The following is a 21,609-nucleotide window of genomic DNA, read 5'->3' as shown; positions in this document are numbered from 1 at the left end:
ATCATGGGTGATCGGCGGCACCGTCCCACGGGCGGCGTGGGAACCGTTCCCATGCCGCCGGCCTGATCAATGTTCCCCTTATTCTTCCCGAGGCTAAAACTGGGGCGGCGGCATCCGCGATGGTGCCGCCGCCCTTTTTGTCGCTGGGGAACCCTTCAATCGTTGAAGGGAATGCCTGCTGTCGGCGCCTGCACAGGCCCTGGCGGGGTGATGTCCGCGCAGTTGCCCTTGGGTGTTTCCCCCCTCAGCAGGGCCTGGACGAAGGGCACGCTGTCGGTCAGCGATCCGTTGACGGCGCCGTTGTGGCTCAGGCCCGGATAGACATGCCATTGCACAGTGGTGCCGGCGTCGCACATGGCCTTGACGGCGTTGTACTGGCCGGCCGTTCCCGCCATGCCGTCGGCCAGGCCGGTGCCGGCGAAGATGGGTACGGTCATCTTCGCCACCGGCAGGACGAAGTTGGGCTCCATGTCCGCATCCAGCGGCGTCAGGTCCGGGACGAAGGTCTCTTCCCCCGTCAGGCCCTTTTCCTTGGACAGGGCGAACAGGTCGTGCAGGCAGGCGGTGCGCGCGGCGTCCAGCAGGGGGCGGCCCTTGGCCGTGACGAAATCGGCCGGGTCCAGTTCGGGATGCAGGGCGCGATCGATGCCGCCGATGCGCAGCATGGCGAAGCCCGGGTCCATCTGGCGCGGGTCGGTGTACTGCTCCGGCTTCTTCACATAGCCATCGCCCTGGGGGCCGGAGAAAGTGACCACGAGGCCGGTGGCGACAGTGCCCAGGACGTGCAGGTCCGGCGCATAATCGGGCGCCAGGTAGGTGGCCCCAAGGGCGGCGCCGGAGCCCTGGGATTGACCGGCGATCACCACCTGGTTACGCAGCAGGCCGGGTTTGGCCTTCAGGGCCGCGCGCACCGCGTCCAGGACGGACCGGCCTTCGGACTTCCACAGCAGGTAGGGGTGGACGCCCTTGGTGCCCAGCCCCTCATAGTCCGTGGCGACGACGGCGAAGCCTGCCTCCATCCAGCGCTGCAGATAGGCCACGTCCCGCGCCGGCTGGCCGCGCCAGGAAGGGGCGCAGACGTCGGCGAAGCCCGTGGTGCCGTGGGCCCAGGCCAGGACGGGCCAGCCGCCCCGGGGCGGTGCGCCAGCGGGCAGATAGACGATGCCGGAGACGGGCACGAGGCCGCGGCCCACGCCGCTGGTGGCGGTATACAGGAAGCGGAGCGCGGTCCCGGCCATCCTGGGCCGCGACAAGGCGGGCGGGAGCGCTTCCTCGCGCAGGGGTAGACCCGGTTGCGTGATCGCCGCGTCCCAGCGGTAAAAGGCCGAGACGCCGCCGTCGCCGTCGATGTTGGCGGCGCCATTCGCGGCCCCCCGTGCCAGGGTTGTTCCCGACATCAGGGCCAGGGAAAAGTATAGGAGCGCGCGCTTGGAAATCCTGAACATGCACTGTCCGATCTTTTTGTCGCGATGACGGAGGATCCACAGCCTATGGCCGCCGCCTCCATTCCACCCGTGTCCGTTTTCACCATGGCGCGTTGCCCAGCTGACAACGCCCCCCGCTGGATGTCGCCGGCTGGAATGTCCCCGGTTTGAACGTCCAGGTGTTGCGGTTTTTGTGAACGGGCCGGTGCTAATCCCGTACCCGGCTTGCCCGCGCGGCGCCGGGGGATCAGTGTTGAGCCCTCAAGGCAGGGTGGAGAACGGCACGATCATGGTGGTGACGGCGACGAAGCAGGGCGGATGGCTAACCATCCTGGTGGTGTACGGCATCGGCCTGGGCGCCATGTCGCTGGTCGGCATCCTGTCGCCGCTGGCGGTGCGCGTCACGGCCGACTTGCACGCCCCCGCCGCCGCCATCGGCCTGACCATCGCGCTATTCTCCCTGCCGGCCGCCGTCATGGCCATGGTGGGCGGCGGCATCGTCGATCGCGTCGGCCCGCGCCGGACCCTGGTGCTGGCCGCCCCGGTCTTGGCCCTGGCCGACGCCGTCGTCTTCCTGGCCCGCGACGTCTGGCTGCTGGACGTGGGCGTGCTGCTGGCCGGCGTCGGCTATGTGGGCGTGCTGAACGGCGGGGCCGCCATGCTGATGGGCAGCCTGGACGGTGCCATCCGCACCAAGGGCATGGCCCTGTGGTCGACCTATGCCCCGGTAGGATTCTCCGTGGGCCTGCTGGTCGCGGCCCCGTTCACCACCGCGGCCGATTGGCGGGTGGCGCCGGCGCTGCACGGCGCCTTCATGCTGTTGTGCTGCGCGGGCACGCTGATCCTGCCCCAGGTGCCGCCGCGCAAGGCGGAGGGCGTGCCGGTCCGGGGGCAAGTCACCCGCCTGTTCGCGGCCCTGCGGCGACGGGACGTTCTGCTGCTGGCGGTCAGCGCCGCCATGCCCAGCATGATCTCCTACGGCACCAGCCTGGTGGCCGCGACGTATCTGGCCAGGGTGCACGGCGTGTCTCTGGCGGCCTCCGCCAGCATCGTGGCGGTGGCCAAGATCGCCGCCGTGCTGCTGGGTGGCACCGTGACCGGCACGTTGCTGGCCCGCGACTTCCCGCCCCGGACCCTGTTCACCATCATGGTGGGCGTGGGGATGGCGGCGCAGTTCCTGCTGTTTTTCCCCGGCAGCCCGCTGACGCTGGCCGTGGTCGGGTTGATGGGCTGGTTGTTCACCTTCGGCGCCCTGTCGGGGGTGTGCATGGCGGCGATGCCGCTGGTCGCGGGCCAGGCGCTGGGCGGAGGCACGGTCGCGGGCACGGTCAACCAGTTCGTGTCGCTGGCTTCCTTCCTGACGCCCACCATTTACTTCGCGTCGTCGGCCTGGGGCGGCTATGTCGCCATCGCCCTGGCCGGGCTGGCGCTGGCCCTGGTGGCGCTGCCCGGCGTCGTGAGTGCGCGCCGGCTGGCGCCCGTGGTTTCCGCCTAAAATCAGACCGCCGTGTCGCCACCGTCCACCGGGATCATGGCCCCGGTGATGTAGGACGCGGCGGGGGAGATGAGGTAGCGGACCAGGGCGGCGGCCTCTTCCGCCCGGCCATGGCGGCGCAGGGGGATGCGGCCGTCCACCGCCTGGCGCCCGGCGTCGGCGTCCTCCTGTCCCGACCAGAAGGCCCGGGTCTGCGGTGTGTCCACCCAGCCGACCAGCGCCACGTTCACCCGGATGCCCCGGGGGCCCAACTCGGCCGCCAGACTGCGGACCAGCCCGGCCAGCCCCGCCTTGGTCGCCTGATAGGCATGGGTGAGCGGCTGCCCGCGCAGCGTGGCGGTGGAGGAGATGAAGACAATGCCGGGGTGGGCGGAGGCGCCCAGCAGGTCCAGGGCCGCCTGCGCCGCCAGGAAGGGCAGGCGCAGGTTGACGGCCGCCGCCTCGTCCCACATCGCCGATGTCCATTGGCCCACGGGGGCCGCCTGGACCAGCGAGGCGGCGACCACCACGGCGTCCAGCGCCCCTTGGTCCACGCGGACGGCGTCCACGGCGCGGGCGGGGGCTTCCGGATCAGCCGGATTCACGGGGATGTGCAAATTCCAGGGGCCGGCGGCGTCGGCGGGGCCGTCCGCCATGGCCACCCAGTCACCGGCGGCCTGGCATGCCCGCGCCACCGTCCGCCCCAGGCCGGCCGAACTGCCGATGATCAGGATGCGCGCCATGGTCCGTTTCCCGCTGGTGATGGTGTCGTACCACCCATACCCTGACCATGGTGGAAGCCCAGGGCCGCTTCGGCAACGGCCGGGGCAAAAAATAGCAACTCCTGGCAACACCCGCGCTGGATATGATCGGCCCCATGAACTTGATGTCACATCCTGATGCGACGGCCGGCGTGCCCGGTGCGTTCGATCCCGCCGACCCGGTGTCCGTGCGCCGGGCCATACGGGAGCGCCGCTTCACCGGGTTCACCAACCTGGTCGCGCGCACGGTGGTGCAGGGCAACCTCGTGGCGGTACCGGCGGCGCATGCCGACGCGTTCGAAGCCTACTGCCGCGCCAATCCGCAGGCGCTGCCCATCCTGGGTCGCAGCGCCCCGGGGACACGGAGCATCCCGTCCTTGGGCGCGGACATGGATATCGCCCGCGACACCGGCGGTTACATGATCTTCCGTGACGGGGACCTGGTGGACACGCCGGCCGACGCCAGCGCCGCCTGGCGCGACGATCTGGTGGCCTTCGTCCTGGGGTGTTCCTTCTCTTTCGAGGCGCTGCTGCAGCGTCACGGCGTCCGTCTGCGCCACCTGGATGAGGGCAACGTCTCGGCCATGTACGTGACTGACCGCGACACGGTGCCCGTAGGTCCGTTCGCCGGCAAGCTGGTGGTCTCCATGCGGGCCTTGCGGCCAGCCGATGCCATCAAGGCCACCATCCTGTCGGCCCGCCACCCCGATTTCCATGGCGCGCCCGTGTCCTTGGGCCTGCCCGCCGACCTGGGCATAGCGGACCTGGGGCGGAGCTATGGCGGCCACGGGCTGACCCGGCTGAACCCCGACGAGGTTCCGGTTTTCTGGGCCTGCGGCGCCACCGGGCAGATCGCCGCCCGCGCCGCCCGCCTGCCGATCTGCATCACGCACTACAAGGCGCACATGGTCGTCACCGACCTGCCTTTGCCGAAGGAAGATTGAGGATGAACGTCGATGAAATCGTCTCTCATTACGACACCCACGGCTACGCCGTCGTGCCGGGCCTGCTGGCCGGCCCCGTCCTGGATGAATTGCTGGAGCTGACCGCCCGGATCGAGGCGCGCGCGGCCGACAGCATCGCCGACGACGCCTGGTTCGATTTCGACCAGGACGCCGCCGGCAAGCGCACCATCCAACGCATCAAGAAGCCCAACCGTATCGATCCCTTCTACGCGCGCCTGGCCGGCCATCCCAAGATACTGGACGTGCTGAACCGATTGATCGGGACCAATATCCGGCTCAACCACACCAAGATGAACATGAAGGCGGCCAATGGCGGCGCGGCGCTGGAATGGCATCAGGACTGGGCTTTCGCGCCGCACACCAACATGTCTACCTGTGTGGCCTCCATCATGCTGGACGGCGCTTGGGCTGAGAACGGGGCCATGCAGGTCATTCCCGGCAGCCACAAGGGTCCCCTGCTGGACCACCATGACGAGGAAGGCTATTTCGCCGGCGCCGTGGATGTCAGTCAGATCGCGCTGGACAGGGCCGCCCTGCTGGCCGGCCCGCCGGGCACCGTCAGCTTCCACCATCCCATGACCTTGCATGGGTCCAGCGTGAACCGCTCCGGCAGGTCGCGGCGCATCCTGTTCTACGAATATGCGGCCACCGACGCCTTCCCCCTGTTCTACAAGGTGGATTGGGAGGAGTACGACAGCCGTATCGTCGCCGGCCCGTCCAGCAGCGAGGTGCGGTTCGAGCAGAACTACGTGAAGCTGCCGTTTCCGTCCCGTGCCGGCAGTTCCATCTACAAGATCCAGGCGGAATCCAACCGCCGCTATTTCGCGGAGGCCATGTAAGTGGCCACGCGGGAACGGCCTGTCGCCCTGGTCACCGGCGCCAGCGCCGGTACTGGCAGTGAGATTGCCCTGGCCCTGGGCCAAACCGGCTATGACGTCGCCATCGCCGGCCGCCGGACGGACGCGCTGGAGGAACTGGCCGGCCAACTGCGGGGGCAGGGGGGCGACGCCCTGGTCCTGACGGTGGACGTGCGCGACGCCGCGGCGCTGGACCAGGCGCTGACCGCCTTTCTGGAATGGTCGGACGGCCGGGTGGACGTGGTGGTCAACGCCGCCGGCACCACCGGCCCCCTGTCCCCACCCATCGGTGAGTTCAGCGTGGCGGACTTCGACAATGTCATCGCCACCAACCTCCGGGCGCCTTTCATCGTGCTGTCGCGCCTGCTGCCCGTCATGCGGGCGGCCAAGGGCGGGCGGGTCGTCAATATCGGCGGCAACCACGGGATGCGCGGCCGCGCCGGACGGTCCAGCTACAGCGCGTCCAAGTGGGGGCTGCGCGGCCTGTCGCGCAGTGCCGCGCTGGAGGCAGGGCCCGACGGCGTGACGGTGAACTATATCGCCCCCGGCCCCGTCGCCGTGCCCCGCATGAAAGCGGCTTGGCGCGCCCGGGCCGAGCAGGACGGCGTCACCGAGGATGAGGCGCTGACCCGCTACGTCGCCAACATGGGCATCCCCCTGGGCCGGCCCAGCGAGCCTTCAGACATCGTCGCCATGGTCATGTACCTGGTGGGCCCCGGCGGGCGGAACATCACCGGCCAGGAACTGGTGATCGATGGCGGGGCCACCCTTTAGCAGGCTGCGGAAAGACCCTTCCAGAGCGCAGGTCATGCCGACCCAAGAGGCTGTGAAGCGCGGGGGCGTCGGCGCCACTACGGACTGAAAGCGGAGTGGGATTGCCGGCCTCATCCATGCCGCCGCGTGCCAGGCCACCTTACACTTGGAAAGGCGCTTTCCACCGCCACGGGGGGCGCCGATGTGATGAGGCCTTTCGTGGCCTCAATTTTTCGCTTGGCACGCTTTTTGCCCAAACGTCACCGATGCGGAGCGAGACAGCCCCGCCGGGGACGTTGGAGGAAAAGCCGGAATGGCGAGCGAGACGTTTTACGAGGTGATGCGCCGACAGGGCATCACCCGGCGAAGCTTCACCAAATTTTGCAGCCTGACGGCGGCGGCGCTGGGCCTGGGGCCCTCATACGCCCAGGCCATCGAAACGGCCATGGAGACGAAGCCGCGCATCCCGGTGCTGTGGCTGCATGGCCTGGAATGCACCTGCTGTTCGGAAAGCTTCATCCGGTCGGCCCATCCCCTGGCCAAGGACGTCATCCTGTCGATGATCAGCCTCGACTATGACGACACCATCATGGCGGCGGCGGGTTTCCAGGCCGAATCCATCATCGATGAGACCATCGAGAAGTATAACGGCAACTTCATCCTGGCATGCGAGGGCAACCCGCCGCTGAACCAGGAGGGGATGAGCTGCATCATCGGCGGCAAGCCGTATCTGGAGCAGCTGAAGAAGGCGGCCGATCACTGCAAGGCCATCATCAGCTGGGGTAGCTGCGCCAGTTGGGGCTGCGTCCAGGCGGCCCGGCCCAACCCCACCCAGGCCACCCCCATCCACAAGGTCCCTGGCCTGCCGGCCAAGCCCATCATCAAGGTGCCGGGCTGCCCGCCCATCGCCGAAGTCATGACGGCCGTCATCGCCTACATCCTGACCTTCGACCGCTTCCCGGAACTGGACATGCAGGGCCGGCCCAAGATGTTCTATTCCCAGCGCATCCACGACAAATGCTATCGCCGCCCGCACTTCGACGCCGGCCAGTTCGTGGAAAGCTTCGATGACGAGGGGGCACGCCGCGGCTACTGCCTCTACAAGGTCGGCTGCAAGGGCCCGACCACCTACAACGCCTGCTCCACCGTGCGCTGGAACGGGGGCCTCAGCTTCCCCATTCAGGCCGGCCATCCCTGCATCGGCTGTTCCGAGGACGGCTTCTGGGACAAGGGCGGCTTTTATGAACGGCTGAGCGACGTCCACGGCTTCGGTATCGAGGCCAATGCCGACAAGATCGGCGGCACGGCCGCCGGCATCGTCGGCGCCGCCGCCGCGGTGCATGCCGCGGCCAGCGCGGTCAAGCGCGCCCGCTCCAACAGCGGCACGAACGATAAGAGAGAGGGACGGGAGTGATGCCCACGCTTGCGACACCCAACGGCTACCAGCTCGACACCAGCGGCAAGCGCGTCGTCGTCGACCCGGTCACCCGCATCGAGGGCCACATGCGCTGCGAGGTCAACCTCGACGGCGACAACGTCATCCGCAACGCCGTCTCCACCGGCACCATGTGGCGCGGGCTGGAGGTTATCTTGAAGGGGCGCGACCCGCGCGACGCCTGGGCCTTCACCCAGCGCATCTGCGGCGTCTGCACCGGCACCCACGCGCTGACCTCCGTCCGCGCGGTCGAAAACGCCCTGAACATCCAGATTCCGGAAAACGCCAACAGCATCCGCAACATCATGCAGCTGTCGCTGCAGGTGCATGACCATCTGGTCCATTTCTATCACCTCCACGCCCTGGACTGGGTGAACCCCGTCAATGCCCTGAAGGCGGACCCCAGGGCCACGTCGGAACTGCAGCAGGCGGTCTCTCCCCATCATCCCAACAGTTCCCCCGGCTATTTCCGCGACATCCAGACCCGCCTGCGCAAGTTCGTGGAATCCGGGCAGCTGGGGCCGTTCAAGAACGGCTACTGGACCAACCCGGCCTACAAGCTGCCGCCCGAAGCCGATCTCATGGCGGTGACCCATTACCTGGAGGCGCTGGACTTCCAGAAGGACATCATGCGTGTCCGCACCATCTTCGGCGGCAAGGACATCCATCCCAACTGGCTGGTGGGCGGCGTTCCCTGCGCCATCAACCTGGACGGCGACATGGCGGCGGGCGCGCCGGTGAACATGGCGTCGCTGAACTACGTTTCCTCCATCACCGATCGCTGCATCGAGTTCGTGGAGAACGTCTACATTCCCGACATCATCGCCATCGGCGGCTTCTACAAGGATTGGCTATACGGCGGCGGCCTGTCGAACAAGTCGGTGCTGGCCTATGGCGACATTCCCGACCGCGCCAACGACTACAGCCCCCGCAACCTGCTCATGCCGCACGGGGCCATCATCGACGGCAAGCTGTCGGAAGTGCACCCGGTCGACCTGACCGATCCCGAGCAGGTGCAGGAGTTCGTGCCCCACAGCTGGTACAAGTACCCGGATGAAAGCAAGGGCCTGCATCCCTGGGACGGCGTGACCGAACCCCATTACCAGCTGGGCCCCAACGCCAAGGGCACCAGCACCAACATCGTCCAGCTGGACGAAGGCGCCAAGTACAGCTGGATCAAGGCCCCGCGCTGGCGTGGGCACGCCATGGAGGTGGGGCCGCTGGCGCGCTACCTGGTCGGCTACATGCAGGGCAATGTCGAGATCAAGGACCAGGTCGACCGCACCCTGGCGGCGCTGAACGTGCCGCTGGACGCGCTGTTCTCCACCCTGGGGCGGACGGCGGCGCGCGCGCTGGAGGCCCAATGGGCGGCACGCAAGCAGCGCTATTTCCTGGACAAGCTGATCGCCACCATCAAGGCGGGCGACACCTCCACCGCCAACACGGCGAAGTTCGATCCCAAGACCTGGCCGTCCGAGGTCAAGGGCGTGGGTTTCACCGAGGCGCCGCGCGGTGCGCTGGCCCACTGGATCCGCATCAAGGACGGCAAGATCGACAATTACCAGTGCGTGGTGCCCACCACCTGGAACGGCAGCCCGCGCGACAACAAGGGCAATATCGGCGCCTTCGAGGCGTCGCTCATGAACACCAAGGTGGCCCGCGCGGAAGAGCCGGTGGAAATCCTGCGCACCCTGCACAGCTTCGATCCCTGCCTGGCCTGCTCCACCCATGTCATGGGGCCGGACGGGCAGGAATTGGCCGACGTCAAAGTCCGCTGAACCAAGGAGACTGATCCCATGAAGACGTTCATCACGAAATCGGTTCCCCGCGTCTCGGCGGCTGTCCTGGCGGCGGGCTTCATCGCCGCCCCGGCGTCGGCCCATCCCGGGCATGACGGGGGCTTCGCCGGCGGCATCCTCCATCCGCTGACGGGTCTGGACCATCTGGCGGCCATGGTGGCCGTGGGCCTGTGGGCGGCTACCCGGCCGGCGGCGCGCGCCTGGCAGGCGCCGGCGCTGTTCGTCGCCATGCTGGCGGTCGGTGCGCTGGCGGGCGTGGCCGGCGGCGCCTTCGCGCCCGTGGACACGATGGCCGCGCTGTCGGTGACCCTGCTGGGCCTGATGCTGATCGTGGCCCCCCTGCTGCCGGATGCCGCGGGCCTGGGCCTCATCGCCCTGTTCGCCCTGGTGCATGGCTATGCCCATGGCATGGAGGCGGGGGGCCGCCTGCTGGGCTACTTCGCCGGTTTCATGGTGGCGTCGGCCCTGTTGCACGCCGCCGGTTGGCGCCTGGGCGCCGGCCTGCTGGCCACCCGCTGGGGGCGCTTGGCCTCCGGCCTGACCTTGGGCGTCGCGGGCCTCGCGCTCGCCGCGCTGTAAGGGGGACGCGCCATGAGCGAGGCCTCCCTAGGAGCCCATAAGGCTGCAACCCATCAGGAGGAGGCGGTTTACGTCTATGAGGCGCCGGTGCGCTTGTGGCACTGGGCCAATGCCGCCGCCATCCTGGTGCTGTGCGTCACCGGCTATCTGATCGGCTCGCCCCCGCCGTCCATACATGGCGAGCCCAGTGCCCATTTCCTGTTCGGCTGGGTCCGCTTCCTGCACTTCTCGGCCGGGCAAATCCTGGTCGTCGGCTTCGTCTTCCGCTTCTACTGGTCCTTCATGGGCAATAATCATGCCCGCGAAATCTTCCGGCCGCCGGTGTGGCGCAAAAGCTTCTGGCTGGGCGTGATCCATGAGATCCGCTGGTACGCCATGCTGGAGCGCGAGCCCAAGAAGTACAGCGGGCATAACCCGCTGGCCATCTTGTCCATGCACATCCTGTTCGTGTGGGGCACGCTGTTCATGATCGTCACCGGCCTTGCCCTGTATGGCGAGGGCCAGGGGCCGGGCTGGATCCACCGGCTGTTCACCAGCTGGGTCATCCCGTTGTTCGGGCAGAGCCAGACGGTCCACACCTGGCACCACATGGCCATGTGGGTGATCGTGATCTTCGCCATCGTCCACATCTATGCCGCCGTGCGGGAGGACATCATGTCCCGCCAGTCCATCATCTCCTCCATGTTCTCCGGCTGGCGCACCTTCCGCGACGGCGGGCCGACCGACGAACACTGAGGTCCAGGCAAGTTTCCAGTCAGGAAAGGGGGCTTCGCGGCCCCCTTTTCCATTTGGAATAATGGCTTCCAATTAACCTTCCAATTGGAAAGCTTCTATCCAATGAGGCGACAGGGAAGGCCTGCCCACCCCCAGGGCTTCAGCCATTTCGGCGATGAACGGTGCGGTGGCATGCCCCTTGCTGAACACCTGCCCAACATCCGGCAAGTCGGATGACAGGGGAGTGAGAACGCGTGGAAGTGATGACCGCAAGCGGCCCCCGCGTGCTGGTGCTGGGTATCGGCAACCTGTTGTGGGCCGACGAAGGGTTCGGCGTGCGGGCGGTGGAGTATATGCACCGCCACTATGCCTTTCCCGCCCATGTCCGCCTGATCGATGGCGGCACCCAGGGCATCTACCTGGTCCAGGAAATCCGCGAGGCCGACATCCTCGTCGTCTTCGATGCCGTCGACTACGCCCTTCCACCCGGCACTCTGAAGCGGGTGGAGGGGGCGGAGGTGCCGAAGTTCCTGGGCGCCAAGAAAATCTCCCTGCATCAGACCGGCTTCCAGGAAGTGCTGGCCATGGCGGAGATGATGGGCGACGGCCCCACCCACCAATTGCTGATCGGCGTGCAGCCGGTCGAACTGGAGGACTTCGGTGGCAGCCTGCGGCCAGAGGTCAAGGCCCAGGTGGAGCCGGCCATCGCGCTGGCGCTGAACTATCTGGCGGGCTTCGGCGTCACCGCCGCTCCCCGCCCCGTGCCGCTGCCGGTGGAGCAGGGGATCGGATCGCTGGAAATGATGCTGGAACGCTATGAGGCGGAGCGTCCGGATGAGGCGGCGGCCTTCCGCGGCGGCGACGCGCGGGTGCTGGGCGCCGGCGGCTGGACCGGGCCGGCGGATTTCGAGGCGGAGATGCAGGCCCTGGTGGCCGGCCCCCTGGCGGGCGCGCCGGGGACGGGCGCCTGATGTGCATCGGCATTCCCATGCAGGTGGTGGAGGCTGGCGCCGGCCAGGCCCGCTGCCGCTCCGGCGCGGACATCCACTCCATCGACACCAGCCTGGTGGGCGACGTCGCCCCTGGCACCTGGCTCATGACCTTTCTGGGTGCCGCGCGGGAGGTGATGAGCGCGGAGGCTGCCCAGCGCTCCCTCGCGGCGCTGGCCGCCCTGGACGCGGTCATGCGCGGGGAGCCCGCCGACCTGGACGCCGCCTTCGCCGACCTGATCCGCCGCGAACCGCGATTACCCGACCATTTGCTACCCGACCATTTGCGCCCCACCCCGGAGCCTGAAGCATGAGCGATGCACGTGATGATTTTTCTCCCCTGCTGCGGTCCGTCATGGGCCGGCGCGGCTATCAGGTGGTGACGGAGGCGGAATTGGTGGAGGCCTGTGCCGGCCAGCCACTGGCCGTGCTGTTCCTGGCGGGTGACCACTGGCGGGTGGCGGAAAGCGACGACGTCGCCGCCATCCTGCCGGAACTGGACGACGCCATGGGCGGCCATGTCGTGCCGTTGATCGCCGCGCGGGCGGACGAACGCGCCCTGCAGCGCCGTTTCCGCTTCGCCCGCTACCCCACCCTGGTCTTCCTGCGCCTGGGCGACTATCTGGGCGCCATCGAGGGCATCCGCGACTGGGCGGATTACATGCGCGAGATCCCGGAAATCCTGGAGCGTGAACCCAGCGTTCCCCCGCCTTCCGCCTGCCCGCCGGCTGCGGCACCGACGCCGTGCATTGAGGAGAGAGCGATGACTGATCTTATGGCTCCCGGCGGTGGCGCCCAGGTTGGGCCCGGCAGCCAGCCCGCGGACTTCGACGGCGGCCGGCTGGATTACATGGTCATGCCCGATGGCATGGCCGTCTTCTCCGCCGCCAACGTGCCGGAGGCCGACGTCGCCCAGGCGGTGCCGCAGGGTGTTGCGGCGGGGAAGGCCATCCTGGCGGCCCTGGGCCGCGTGGTGGACGGCGCCGGCCCGCAGCAGGTGGATCTGACTTGCCTGGACGCCGCCAACCTGGCCTTCATCGACCAGTTGCTGGGCGAGGGCGAGGTTTCGGTGATGTTCGGCACCGATGTCCAGGTCCAGGAGTCCGTCCTGGCCGGGGTGTGGCGGGTGCGGGAAAGCGATGCCGCCGGCCGGCGCGTGCGCGACTATGTCGACTGCGGCCCTTTCCCCACCGGGCTGGTGGATCGCGCCTTCGACGGCGCGCGGGCCCAAGCCATCCTGCCGGAAACGGCGCGTCCCAACATCTTCAACGCGCCGCCGCTGGTCGCCGAGATCAACGAACATATCCCCGGCCTGGGTGCGGCGGACGGGTCGGGCCATGTCATCAACCTGTCCCTGCTGCCCCATACCGAGGAGGACCTGGCCTTCCTGGATGAGGCGCTGGGGCGCGGCGGTCTGGTCATCCTGTCGCGCGGCTACGGCAACTGCCGCATCCGGTCGACGGGGACGCGGGGCTGCTGGTGGACGCAGTACTTCAATTCCCAGGACACGCTGATCCTGAACAGTATCGAGATTTGCGGCCTTCCGCAGGTCGCCCTGGCGGCGGCGGAGGACCTGGCCGATTCCGCCGAGCGCTTGCGCGAGATCATGGAGATCTACCGGTGACGGATCATTTCTTCGCCGGATCGTTCGGGGGCGACGTCAGCAAGATCGGCCCCCAGACGAAGCTGGAGTGCAAGATTTGTTGGCATGTCTATGACCCGGCGGTGGGCGACACCTATTGGCAGGTGCCGCCGGGCACCGCCTTCGCGGATCTGCCGGAGCATTGGACCTGTCCCGAGTGCGACAGCGCCAAGGCCGGCTTCATGGTGATTGCTGACGAATGACCGACGCGCTCGCCCTCTCCACCCGCATCGAGGCCGCCTTCGCCCGCATCGCGGTGACGCGCATGGCCGGCGTGCCGGTCATGAACCCCGCGCTGTCAGTGGCCTTGCGGGGGCTGCATCGCCATTGCGGGCATTGGGTGGGCGTGCTGGTGACCCCCTGGTTCATGAACCTGCTGCTGGTGCCCGTGGCGGACGAAGCGCCCCGGCGGGTGGGGGAGAAGGCGGCCCTGGCGTTGCCGTCCGGCAGCTATGAGGCCATCTGGGGGCGCGAGGACGAACTGGGCGGGTATTGGAGCTGTTCCTTGTTCTCCCCCATGTTCGACTTCGTGGACCAGGAGACGGCGATCGCGACGGCCGACGCCGCCCTCATGGAGATCATGGCGATGCCCGAGGCGGGGACAGGTGATGACCCCGGCGATGACGGCATGGCCATGATCTGGGCGGGGAACCCTTCCGCCCCGCCGCCGGCCAGGCCCGAACCGTCCCCGCCGCTCAGCCGTCGGGCGCTGTTCCGCCTGGGTGAAGGGATGGGGCCATGACCCGGCCTGCCATCCTTTTGCGGTTACCCGGGGAGACCGGGGATGCGGTCACCCTGAGCTACACGCCGCGCGGGGACATCACCGGCCTGTTGGCGGCCGTGCCGGCGAAGCGGGTCCCGGCCGTGGTCCGGACGCTGTTCGCCGTGTGCGCCCATGCCCAGGGGCATGCGGCGGAGTTGGCGGTGGAGGCGGCCCTGGGCCTGGAGGCCGCGCCGGAAACCCTGGCGGAACGTGAAATCAAGACCTGGACGGAGGTGGTGCGGGAGCACGGCCTGCGCATCAGCCTGGATTGGGCCCGCCTGCTGGGGGAGGCGCCGGACCTGCCCCGTGCGCGCGCCTTCGTGGCGCTGTCCGCCACGGACGATCCCGCTGAGCTGATCACGGACGCGGTGACCGGTTTGTGCCCGGAAAGATGGTTGGCCATGACGTCCACGGGCGAATTGGCCCGCTGGGCGGGCGCAGGGCGCACGGTGGCGGCCCGCTTCATCGCCACCCTGTTCGACGCGGCTATGCTGACGTCGCTGGGGGCCGTCGATCCGGGTTCGCTGGCGGCGCGTCATGCGGGTCACCCCCTGTTGGCCCGTGCCCTGCCTGCCGGGTCGCTCATCGCGTACCACGTCGCCCGGCTCATCGATCTTTGCCGTGTGCCGGCGCGCCTGAATGCGTTGCGCACGGGTGACACCGCCCTTTTTCGCGGTCTGTCCACGGGGCCGGGCTTGGGAATGGCGTCGGTGCCCTGCGCCCGGGGCACCCTGGTCCATGAGGTCGGCGTGGTGGCCGGGCGGGTGGAGCGCTATCGTATCCTGTCGCCCACGGACCGCGTCTTCGCGCCGGGTGGGTGGGCCGAACGGCAGGTCCAGGGGCTGTGCGCCTGGCCCACCGCCGACCGCGCGCGGGGGGCGGAGGTGATGATGCTGGCGCTGGATCCTTGCGTCGACTATGCGGTCGAGGTGGCCTGATGCACGAGATGGCCATCTGCGAGAACATCCGCCTCCTGATCGAGGAACAGGCCCGCACTCAGCGCTTCAGCCGGGTGGACCGGGTGTGCCTGGAAATCGGTGCCTTGTCCGGCGTGGAGGTGGAGGCGTTGCGCTTCGGCTTCGATGTCGTCATGCGCGGCAGCGTGGCCGCCGACGCCCGGCTGGAGATCGTCGAGACGGCTGGTGCCGCCTGGTGCCTGCCCTGCGCCATGACCGTGTCCATCGGCCGGCGCTATGACCCTTGTCCCCGCTGCGGCTCGCACCAGGTGCAGGTGACGGGCGGGGAGGAAATGAAGATACGCGAACTGGAGGTGACGTGATGTGCACGGTCTGTGGATGCGGCGAGGGCCAGGTCAAGATCGAGGCCGATCCTCATGGACATGATCACCACCATGATCACGGGCACGACCATGATCATGGGCATGACCATCACCACGACCATGGCCACGCCCGCCATCACCATGATCACCATCATGGCCCGGATGGGGCGCTGGACTATGGTGCCGGGCCCGCGGGCACGGCCGTTCCGGGCATGAGCCAGGCGCGCCTGATCCAGTTGGAGGCCGACATCCTGGGCAAGAACAATGGCTATGCCGCCGCCAACCGCGCGCGGTTCGCCAAGGCCGGCATCCTGGCGCTGAACCTGGTGTCCAGCCCCGGGTCGGGCAAGACCACGCTGCTGTGCCGTACCCTGGCCCTGCTGGCGGGCGAGTTTCCCTGCGCGGTCATCGAGGGGGACCAGCAGACCAGCGCCGATGCCGATCGCATCCGGGCCACGGGCGCCCCCGCCATCCAGATCAACACCGGCAAGGGCTGTCACCTGGACGGGCACATGGTGGGCCATGCCGTGGATCACCTGAACCCGTCCGACGCCTCCGTGCTGTTCATCGAGAATGTCGGCAACCTGGTCTGCCCGGCGGCCTTCGACCTGGGGGAGGCGCACAAGGTGGCGATCCTGTCGGTGACGGAGGGGGAGGACAAGCCCCTGAAATACCCCGATATGTTCGCTGTCGCCGATCTGGTGCTGATCAACAAGACGGACCTGCTGCCCCATCTCGACTTCGACGTGGACCAGGCCATGGCCAACGCGCGCAAGGTCAATCACCGGGTGCGCCTGCTGCAGGTTTCGGCCCGCACGGGCGAAGGCATGGCGGCCTGGCTGGACTGGATCCGGGGCGCCCGCCTGATGGCGCTGTCCGGCCGGCCATCGCAGGCGGCGGAATAGGGGGCGGGATCATGTGCCTGGCCATACCCGCGCTGGTGACGGCGTTGCATGACGGCGCGATGGCGAGCGTCTCGGTCGGCGGCGTCGCCAAGCAGGTCTCCGTCGCCCTGTTGGAGGAAGTCGCGGTCGGTGACTACGTGCTGCTGCACGTCGGCTACGCCCTGCACCGCGTCAGTGAGGAAGAGGCGCGGCGCACCCTGGCCATGATGGCCGAGGCGGGGCTGCTGCAGGCCGAGGTGGCTGACATGGCGGGGCGGCCGGAAGGCGCGGGGGTGGGGGCATGAAATACGTCGACGAATTCCGCGACCGCGACCTGGCGCGCACCCTGGCCACCGCCATCGCCGCGGCGGCTGACCCGGCGCGCGATTACAACTTCATGGAATTTTGCGGCGGGCACACCCACGCCATCTTCCGCTATGGCGTGCAGGACTTGGTGCCGGCCAACGTGCGCTTCGTTCACGGCCCCGGCTGCCCCGTCTGCATCCTGCCGGCCCGCCGCCTGGACGACGCCATCGAGTTGGCGGAGCGGCACCGCGTCATCCTATGCAGCTACGGCGACATGCTGCGCGTGCCGGGCACCGGGCGCCGGTCGCTGCTGAAGGCCAAGGCTGACGGTGCCGACATCCGCATGGTCTATTCGACGCTAGACGCGCTGGACATCGCCCGGGCCAATCCGGGGCGCGAGGTGGTGTTCCTGGGGATCGGGTTCGAGACCACGACCCCGCCCAGCGCGGTGGCCATCGCCCAGGCCCAGGCGGAGGGCATCGCCAACTTTTCCGTCTTCTGCAACCACGTGCTGACCCCGCCGGCCATCCGCCACATCCTGGAGGCGCCGGAGATCGACCCCAGCCAGGCAGCCCGCCTGGATGGCTTCCTCGGCCCGTCGCACGTCAGCGCCGTCATCGGCTCCCGGCCCTATGAGTTCCTGGCCGCCCGCTATGCCAAGCCGGTGGTCATCGCGGGCTTTGAGCCGCTGGACGTGATGCAGTCGGTCCTGATGCTGATCCACCAGGTGAACCAGGGCCGCGTGGCGGTCGAGAACCAATACACCCGGGTGGTGACGCGGGACGGCAATGCCAAGGCGCAGGAACTGGTGGCCCGTATCTTTGAGCTGCGGCCCAGCTTCGAATGGCGCGGCCTGGGCAGCGTGCCGGACAGCGCGCTGGCCATCCGGGCGGAGTATGCCGCCTTCGACGCCGAGAAGCGCTTCACCCTCAGCGAAAAGCAGAGCCGCGAGACCAAGTCCTGCGAATGCCCGGCCATCCTGCGCGGCGTGAAAAAGCCGAAGGACTGCAAGCTGTTCGGCAAGGCCTGCACGCCGGAAACGCCCATGGGCGCCTGCATGGTCTCCTCCGAAGGGGCGTGCGCCGCCTATTGGACCTACCGGCGGCTGGAAACCCTGGCGGAGATGGCGGCCGAATGACCACCCCATCCCCCGATCTTTCCGGTGCCCCTGACCTTTCCGGAACCGTGGACATGAGCCACGGCGGTGGCGGCCGGGCCATGGCGCGCCTGATCCGCGATATCTTCCTGCGCCACCTGGCCAACCCCCTGCTGGACCAGGGGCATGACGCCACCTGCCTGGACCTGGGTTCCGGCCGTATCGCCGTGACGACCGACGCCCACGTCATCTCCCCCTTGTTCTTCCCCGGCGGCGACATCGGATCGCTGGCCGTGCACGGCACGCTGAACGATCTGGCCATGGCCGGCGCCCGCCCGGTGGCGCTGACCGCCGCCTTCATCATCGAGGAAGGCTTTGCGCTGGCGGACCTCGACCGCATCGCCGCCAGCATGGGGCGGGCGTCCCGCGATGCCGGCGTGCCCGTGGCGACCGGCGACACCAAGGTGGTGGAGCGTGGCAAGGGCGACGGCGTCTTCATCACCACCAGCGGTGTCGGCGTGGTGCCTTCGGCCGTCGACATCAGCCCGCGCCGCCTGCGCCCGGGACAGGCCATCCTGCTGTCGGGCCCCATCGGCGACCATGGCATCGCCATCCTGTCCAGGCGCCAGGGCCTGGAATTCGGTACCGAAATCAGGTCCGACAGCACCGCCCTCCACCGCATGGTGGCCGATATGATCGCGGCCGTCCCGGGCATCGCTATCCTGCGCGACCCCACCCGGGGCGGCCTCTCCGCCACGCTGAACGAGCTGACCAACGCCGCCGGCGTGGGCATGCTGCTGGATGAGCGGGCCATTCCGGTCCGGCCCGAGGTGGCGGCGGCCTGCGAACTGCTGGGCCTCGATCCCCTCAACGTCGCCAACGAGGGCAAGCTGGTCTGCGTCTGCGAGCCGGAGGATGCGGAGACCCTGCTGGCCGTGATGCGCAACCATGCGGAAGGCCGTGACGCGGCGCGGATCGGTCATGTTACCGTGGACCGGCCCGGTTTCGTCCGCATGACGACCGCCATCGGCGGCCAGCGCGTGGTCGATTGGCTGTCGGGCGAACAGCTGCCGCGCATCTGCTAGCGGAGAGGAGCGATGGCCGAGTCTTCCACCGATCTGCCCACCATCCTGATCGTCGATGACGAGCTGCGCTCCCTGGAATCGCTGCGGCGCATCCTGGAGGAGGATTTCGACGTGCTGACCGCCGCCAGCACCGTCGAGGCCGAGCGGCGCTTGGCCGACAATCTGGTGCAGGTGGTGCTGTGCGACCAGCGGATGCCGGACCGCACCGGCGTGGAGTTCCTGACGGAGGTGAAGGAGCGGTGGCCCGATGTGGTCCGCATGATCATCTCCGGCTACACGGACGCTCACGACATCATCGACGGCATCAACCAGGCGGGCATTTTCCAGTACATCACCAAACCCTGGCACCCCGAGAACCTGCTGTTGACGCTGAAGGGGGCCTGCCGCCTCTACACGTTGCAGCGGCAGAACGAGCTGCTGGCGGTCGAGATGAAAATGCTGCCGGCCGCCGCGTCCCGCGTGGTGGGGGAGCGGAAGGAGAAGCTGCGCCGCGCCTACAGCTTCGACGACGGCATCGTCCGCGCCAAGGGCAGCCCCATGGATGTGGTGTGCGGCAGCCTGGCCCAGGTGGCGCCCTTCGACGTGCCGGTCCTGCTGTTCGGTTCCTCCGGCACGGGCAAGGAGCTGGCGGCGCGCGCCCTGCATTATGGTTCCCTGCGCTGGAACCAGCCTTTCGTGGTGGAGAACTGCGGCGCCTTGCCCGACGAACTGCTGGAGAGCGAGCTGTTTGGGCATAAGAAGGGCGCGTTCACCGGCGCCATCGAGGACCATGTCGGCCTGTTCGAACGGGCGGACGGCGGCACCGTCTTCCTGGATGAGATCGGCGAGGTCTCCCCCGCCTTCCAGGTCAAGCTGCTGCGCGTGCTGCAGGAAGGGGAGATACGGCCGCTGGGCGGTTCCCGCACCCGCAAGGTGGACGTGCGGGTGATCGCCGCGACCAACAAGGATTTGGAGGAGGAGGTGCGGGCCAAGCGCTTCCGCGCCGACCTGTTCTACCGCCTGGCCGGGATGATCATCCGCTTGCCCGACCTGAAAGACCGCAAGGGCGACCTGCCGCTGCTGGTGGGGGCGCTGCTGGACCGGGCCATGGCGCAGATGGGCAAGCGTGTGCCCGGCATTTCGCCGGAGGCGCTGGACTGTCTGGCCCGCTACGACTGGCCTGGCAATGTCCGCGAACTGCAGAACGAGGTGCAGCGCCTGGTGGTACGCGGTACCGAGGGGCGGCGACTTGAGGCGGATTTGCTGTCCCCCCACATCCTGCGGGCGGAGCCGCAGGGGGCCGGGCCCCGCGAGGACGATTTCACCGATATCGCCGGCCTGGCCGGCGACCTGCGCGAGCGGGTCAGCGCCATGGAGGCGCGCATCATCCGCGAGACGCTGATCCGCCACCGCTGGAACAAGAGCCAGGCGGCGCGGGAACTGGGGCTGTCGCGCGTGGGGTTGCGCGCCAAGCTGGAACGCTATGGGCTGGAGAATGTCCACCCTTTGGCGCCCCCTGCGGCATCCAAGCGCATGGCGGGGGGCTGAGCCATGGGCAGCCACGACACGCTGCCATTCGGCGACGCGCCGCCCGACGCGGATGGCGAGGGCGAGCAGCTATGGATCGACGTCATCCGCCGCATGGATGTGGTCTACAGCGACCTTGTGGCCTCGCAAGTGGCGCTGGAGGAACAGAACCAGCGCCTGCAGCAGGCGCGCGACTTCATGCAGTCGGTCCTGGGGGCCATGAACGACGTGCTGATCGTCTGCGATGCCGCCGGCGCGGTGCTGCGGGTCAACGCCGCGCTGACCACGGCCTTGGGACGGGAGGAGGGCGACCTGTTGGCTGCCCCCCTGCTGGACCTGTTCGACCCCGCCGACCATGCCGATATCCGGGCCTGCCTCGCCAACGGGCAACCGATCGAGGACAAGAGCTGGCACCTGTTGGCCGCGGATGGCCAGCGGGCGGCCGTGTCCGTCAACGGCGCCCCCCGCCGCGACGCCCGGGGCCGGTACGCCGGCATGGTGCTGGCCGGCCGGCCCATCGGCGAACTGCTGCGCGCCTATCGGGACCTGGACAAGGCCCACCAGCGCCTGCGCCAGACGCAGCAACAGCTGCTGACCTCGGAAAAGATGGCGGCGCTGGGCCGGCTAGTGGCCGGGGTGGCGCACGAACTCAACAATCCCATCAGCTTCGTCTTCGGCAACATGTACGCGCTGAAGCGCTACGGCGCCGCCATCACCGGTTATCTGGCCGCCATCGACGCCGGCAAGCCGCCAGCGGAACTGGCGGCGCTGCGTGACAGCCTGCGCATCGACAAGGTGCTGGCCGACATCGGTCCCCTGGTGGACGGCACCCTGGAAGGGGCGGAGCGGGTGCGCGATATCGTGCAGGATCTGCGGCGCTTCTCCTCCAACCAGCGGGAGGAGCCGGAAGCGTTCAACCTGGTGCGCCTGATCCACACCGCCATCGACTGGGTGATCAAGGCCCAGCGCACCAAGCCGGAACTGCGGCTCGACCTGCCGCCGCAGGTGGAGATCGTGGGCCGCAAGGGGCAACTGCATCAGATTCTGGTCAATCTCATGCAGAACGCGGTGGACGCGGTGGAGGGGCGCGACGGGGCGCTCATCCGGATCGCGGCGGGGCAGCAGGATGGCTGGGTCGTGCTGACGGTCAGCGACAACGGCCCCGGCGTGCCGCCGGAAAACCAGAACAAGATCTTCGAGCCCTTCTTCACCACCAAGCCCATCGGCAGCGGCACGGGGCTGGGGCTGTATGTCAGTTACAACATGGCGGAAAAGTTGGGGGAAGCCTGAGTTATGCG

At 68.5% G+C, this 21,609-nt stretch carries 23 protein-coding genes; 21 read left to right on the top strand and 2 right to left on the bottom strand.

Features of this window, described 5'->3' with window-relative positions:
• Positions 1 to 155: 155 nt before the first annotated feature.
• A complete protein-coding gene (locus UAJ10_RS05515) occupies positions 156 to 1,445 on the bottom strand; it encodes a lipase family protein (protein ID WP_322914347.1) in 1,290 nt (429 codons plus the stop codon).
• Positions 1,446 to 1,677: 232 nt separating this feature from the next.
• On the opposite strand from UAJ10_RS05515, the gene UAJ10_RS05510 reads away from it, so the two are divergent.
• Positions 1,678 to 2,919 (top strand): MFS transporter, encoded by a 1,242-nt coding sequence (locus tag UAJ10_RS05510; RefSeq protein ID WP_322914346.1) that lies wholly within the window; start codon positions 1,678 to 1,680, stop codon positions 2,917 to 2,919.
• 2 nt (positions 2,920 to 2,921) lie between these two features.
• Here UAJ10_RS05510 and UAJ10_RS05505 read toward each other — a convergent pair whose 3' ends face one another.
• A complete protein-coding gene (locus tag UAJ10_RS05505; protein ID WP_322914345.1) occupies positions 2,922 to 3,641 on the bottom strand; it encodes an SDR family NAD(P)-dependent oxidoreductase in 720 nt (239 codons plus the stop codon).
• Positions 3,642 to 3,775: 134 nt separating this feature from the next.
• Here UAJ10_RS05505 and UAJ10_RS05500 point away from each other — a divergent pair, with 134 nt between their 5' ends.
• The 20 genes from UAJ10_RS05500 (at position 3,776) to UAJ10_RS05405 (ending at position 21,601) form a co-directional block, all read left to right on the top strand.
• Complete coding sequence (locus UAJ10_RS05500) at positions 3,776 to 4,603, top strand: D-glutamate cyclase family protein (protein WP_322914344.1); 828 nt, start codon at positions 3,776 to 3,778, stop codon at positions 4,601 to 4,603.
• 2 nt (positions 4,604 to 4,605) lie between these two features.
• Positions 4,606 to 5,463, top strand: coding sequence for a phytanoyl-CoA dioxygenase family protein (locus tag UAJ10_RS05495; RefSeq protein WP_322914343.1), 858 nt, complete (start codon positions 4,606 to 4,608; stop codon positions 5,461 to 5,463).
• Positions 5,464 to 6,255, top strand: a complete 792-nt coding sequence (locus UAJ10_RS05490; protein ID WP_322914342.1) for an SDR family NAD(P)-dependent oxidoreductase — start codon at positions 5,464 to 5,466, stop codon at positions 6,253 to 6,255.
• Positions 6,256 to 6,547: 292 nt separating this feature from the next.
• Positions 6,548 to 7,648 carry a hydrogenase small subunit gene (locus UAJ10_RS05485; RefSeq protein ID WP_322914341.1) on the top strand — a complete coding sequence of 367 codons (1,101 nt, stop codon included), beginning with the start codon at positions 6,548 to 6,550 and terminating at the stop codon, positions 7,646 to 7,648.
• Positions 7,648 to 9,447 carry a nickel-dependent hydrogenase large subunit gene (locus tag UAJ10_RS05480; RefSeq protein ID WP_322914340.1) on the top strand — a complete coding sequence of 600 codons (1,800 nt, stop codon included), beginning with the start codon at positions 7,648 to 7,650 and terminating at the stop codon, positions 9,445 to 9,447. The genes UAJ10_RS05485 and UAJ10_RS05480 overlap by 1 nt, the downstream gene beginning before the upstream one ends.
• Before the next feature lie 18 nt (positions 9,448 to 9,465).
• Entirely contained in the window at positions 9,466 to 10,047 is a 582-nt protein-coding gene (locus UAJ10_RS05475) for a HupE/UreJ family protein (RefSeq protein ID WP_322914339.1), read from the top strand.
• Between the two features lie 12 nt (positions 10,048 to 10,059).
• Entirely contained in the window at positions 10,060 to 10,782 is a 723-nt protein-coding gene (gene cybH / locus UAJ10_RS05470) for a Ni/Fe-hydrogenase, b-type cytochrome subunit (protein ID WP_322914338.1), read from the top strand.
• 242 nt (positions 10,783 to 11,024) lie between these two features.
• Positions 11,025 to 11,732 carry a HyaD/HybD family hydrogenase maturation endopeptidase gene (locus UAJ10_RS05465; protein ID WP_322914337.1) on the top strand — a complete coding sequence of 236 codons (708 nt, stop codon included), beginning with the start codon at positions 11,025 to 11,027 and terminating at the stop codon, positions 11,730 to 11,732.
• On the top strand, positions 11,732 to 12,064 hold the full coding sequence (gene hypC / locus UAJ10_RS05460; protein ID WP_322914335.1) for a HypC/HybG/HupF family hydrogenase formation chaperone: 333 nt from the start codon (positions 11,732 to 11,734) through the stop codon (positions 12,062 to 12,064). The genes UAJ10_RS05465 and hypC overlap by 1 nt, the downstream gene beginning before the upstream one ends.
• The gene (locus UAJ10_RS05455; RefSeq protein ID WP_322914334.1) at positions 12,061 to 13,374 is read left to right on the top strand and encodes a hydrogenase expression/formation C-terminal domain-containing protein; all 1,314 of its coding nucleotides are present in this window, start codon (positions 12,061 to 12,063) and stop codon (positions 13,372 to 13,374) included. The genes hypC and UAJ10_RS05455 overlap by 4 nt, the downstream gene beginning before the upstream one ends.
• The gene (locus UAJ10_RS05450; RefSeq protein ID WP_322485394.1) at positions 13,371 to 13,595 is read left to right on the top strand and encodes a rubredoxin; all 225 of its coding nucleotides are present in this window, start codon (positions 13,371 to 13,373) and stop codon (positions 13,593 to 13,595) included. The genes UAJ10_RS05455 and UAJ10_RS05450 overlap by 4 nt, the downstream gene beginning before the upstream one ends.
• The gene (gene hybE, locus UAJ10_RS05445; protein WP_322914333.1) at positions 13,592 to 14,134 is read left to right on the top strand and encodes a [NiFe]-hydrogenase assembly chaperone HybE; all 543 of its coding nucleotides are present in this window, start codon (positions 13,592 to 13,594) and stop codon (positions 14,132 to 14,134) included. Before UAJ10_RS05450 ends, hybE begins: the two co-directional genes overlap by 4 nt.
• A complete protein-coding gene (locus tag UAJ10_RS05440; protein WP_322914332.1) occupies positions 14,131 to 15,093 on the top strand; it encodes a hypothetical protein in 963 nt (320 codons plus the stop codon). The genes hybE and UAJ10_RS05440 overlap by 4 nt, the downstream gene beginning before the upstream one ends.
• On the top strand, positions 15,093 to 15,434 hold the full coding sequence (gene hypA / locus UAJ10_RS05435; protein WP_322914331.1) for a hydrogenase maturation nickel metallochaperone HypA: 342 nt from the start codon (positions 15,093 to 15,095) through the stop codon (positions 15,432 to 15,434). Before UAJ10_RS05440 ends, hypA begins: the two co-directional genes overlap by 1 nt.
• Complete coding sequence (gene hypB / locus UAJ10_RS05430) at positions 15,434 to 16,339, top strand: hydrogenase nickel incorporation protein HypB (protein WP_322914330.1); 906 nt, start codon at positions 15,434 to 15,436, stop codon at positions 16,337 to 16,339. The genes hypA and hypB overlap by 1 nt, the downstream gene beginning before the upstream one ends.
• Positions 16,340 to 16,350: 11 nt before the next feature.
• Positions 16,351 to 16,623, top strand: a complete 273-nt coding sequence (locus UAJ10_RS05425; RefSeq protein ID WP_322914329.1) for a HypC/HybG/HupF family hydrogenase formation chaperone — start codon at positions 16,351 to 16,353, stop codon at positions 16,621 to 16,623.
• Positions 16,620 to 17,762 carry a hydrogenase formation protein HypD gene (gene hypD, locus UAJ10_RS05420; protein WP_322914328.1) on the top strand — a complete coding sequence of 381 codons (1,143 nt, stop codon included), beginning with the start codon at positions 16,620 to 16,622 and terminating at the stop codon, positions 17,760 to 17,762. Before UAJ10_RS05425 ends, hypD begins: the two co-directional genes overlap by 4 nt.
• Entirely contained in the window at positions 17,759 to 18,805 is a 1,047-nt protein-coding gene (hypE, locus tag UAJ10_RS05415; RefSeq protein WP_322914327.1) for a hydrogenase expression/formation protein HypE, read from the top strand. Before hypD ends, hypE begins: the two co-directional genes overlap by 4 nt.
• 12 nt (positions 18,806 to 18,817) lie before the next feature.
• Positions 18,818 to 20,332, top strand: a complete 1,515-nt coding sequence (locus UAJ10_RS05410; RefSeq protein ID WP_322914326.1) for a sigma-54-dependent transcriptional regulator — start codon at positions 18,818 to 18,820, stop codon at positions 20,330 to 20,332.
• A 3-nt stretch (positions 20,333 to 20,335) separates the two neighbouring features.
• On the top strand, positions 20,336 to 21,601 hold the full coding sequence (locus UAJ10_RS05405) for a sensor histidine kinase (protein ID WP_322914325.1): 1,266 nt from the start codon (positions 20,336 to 20,338) through the stop codon (positions 21,599 to 21,601).
• The last annotated feature ends 8 nt before the right edge of the window (positions 21,602 to 21,609 follow it).

The sequence above is a fragment of the Nitrospirillum guaranorum genome, from assembly GCF_034653275.1.
In the GTDB taxonomy this organism is placed as follows: Bacteria; Pseudomonadota; Alphaproteobacteria; order Azospirillales; family Azospirillaceae; genus Nitrospirillum.
The sequence above is the reverse complement of the archived record's forward strand: the minus strand, read 5'-3'. Positions and strand labels throughout refer to the sequence as shown.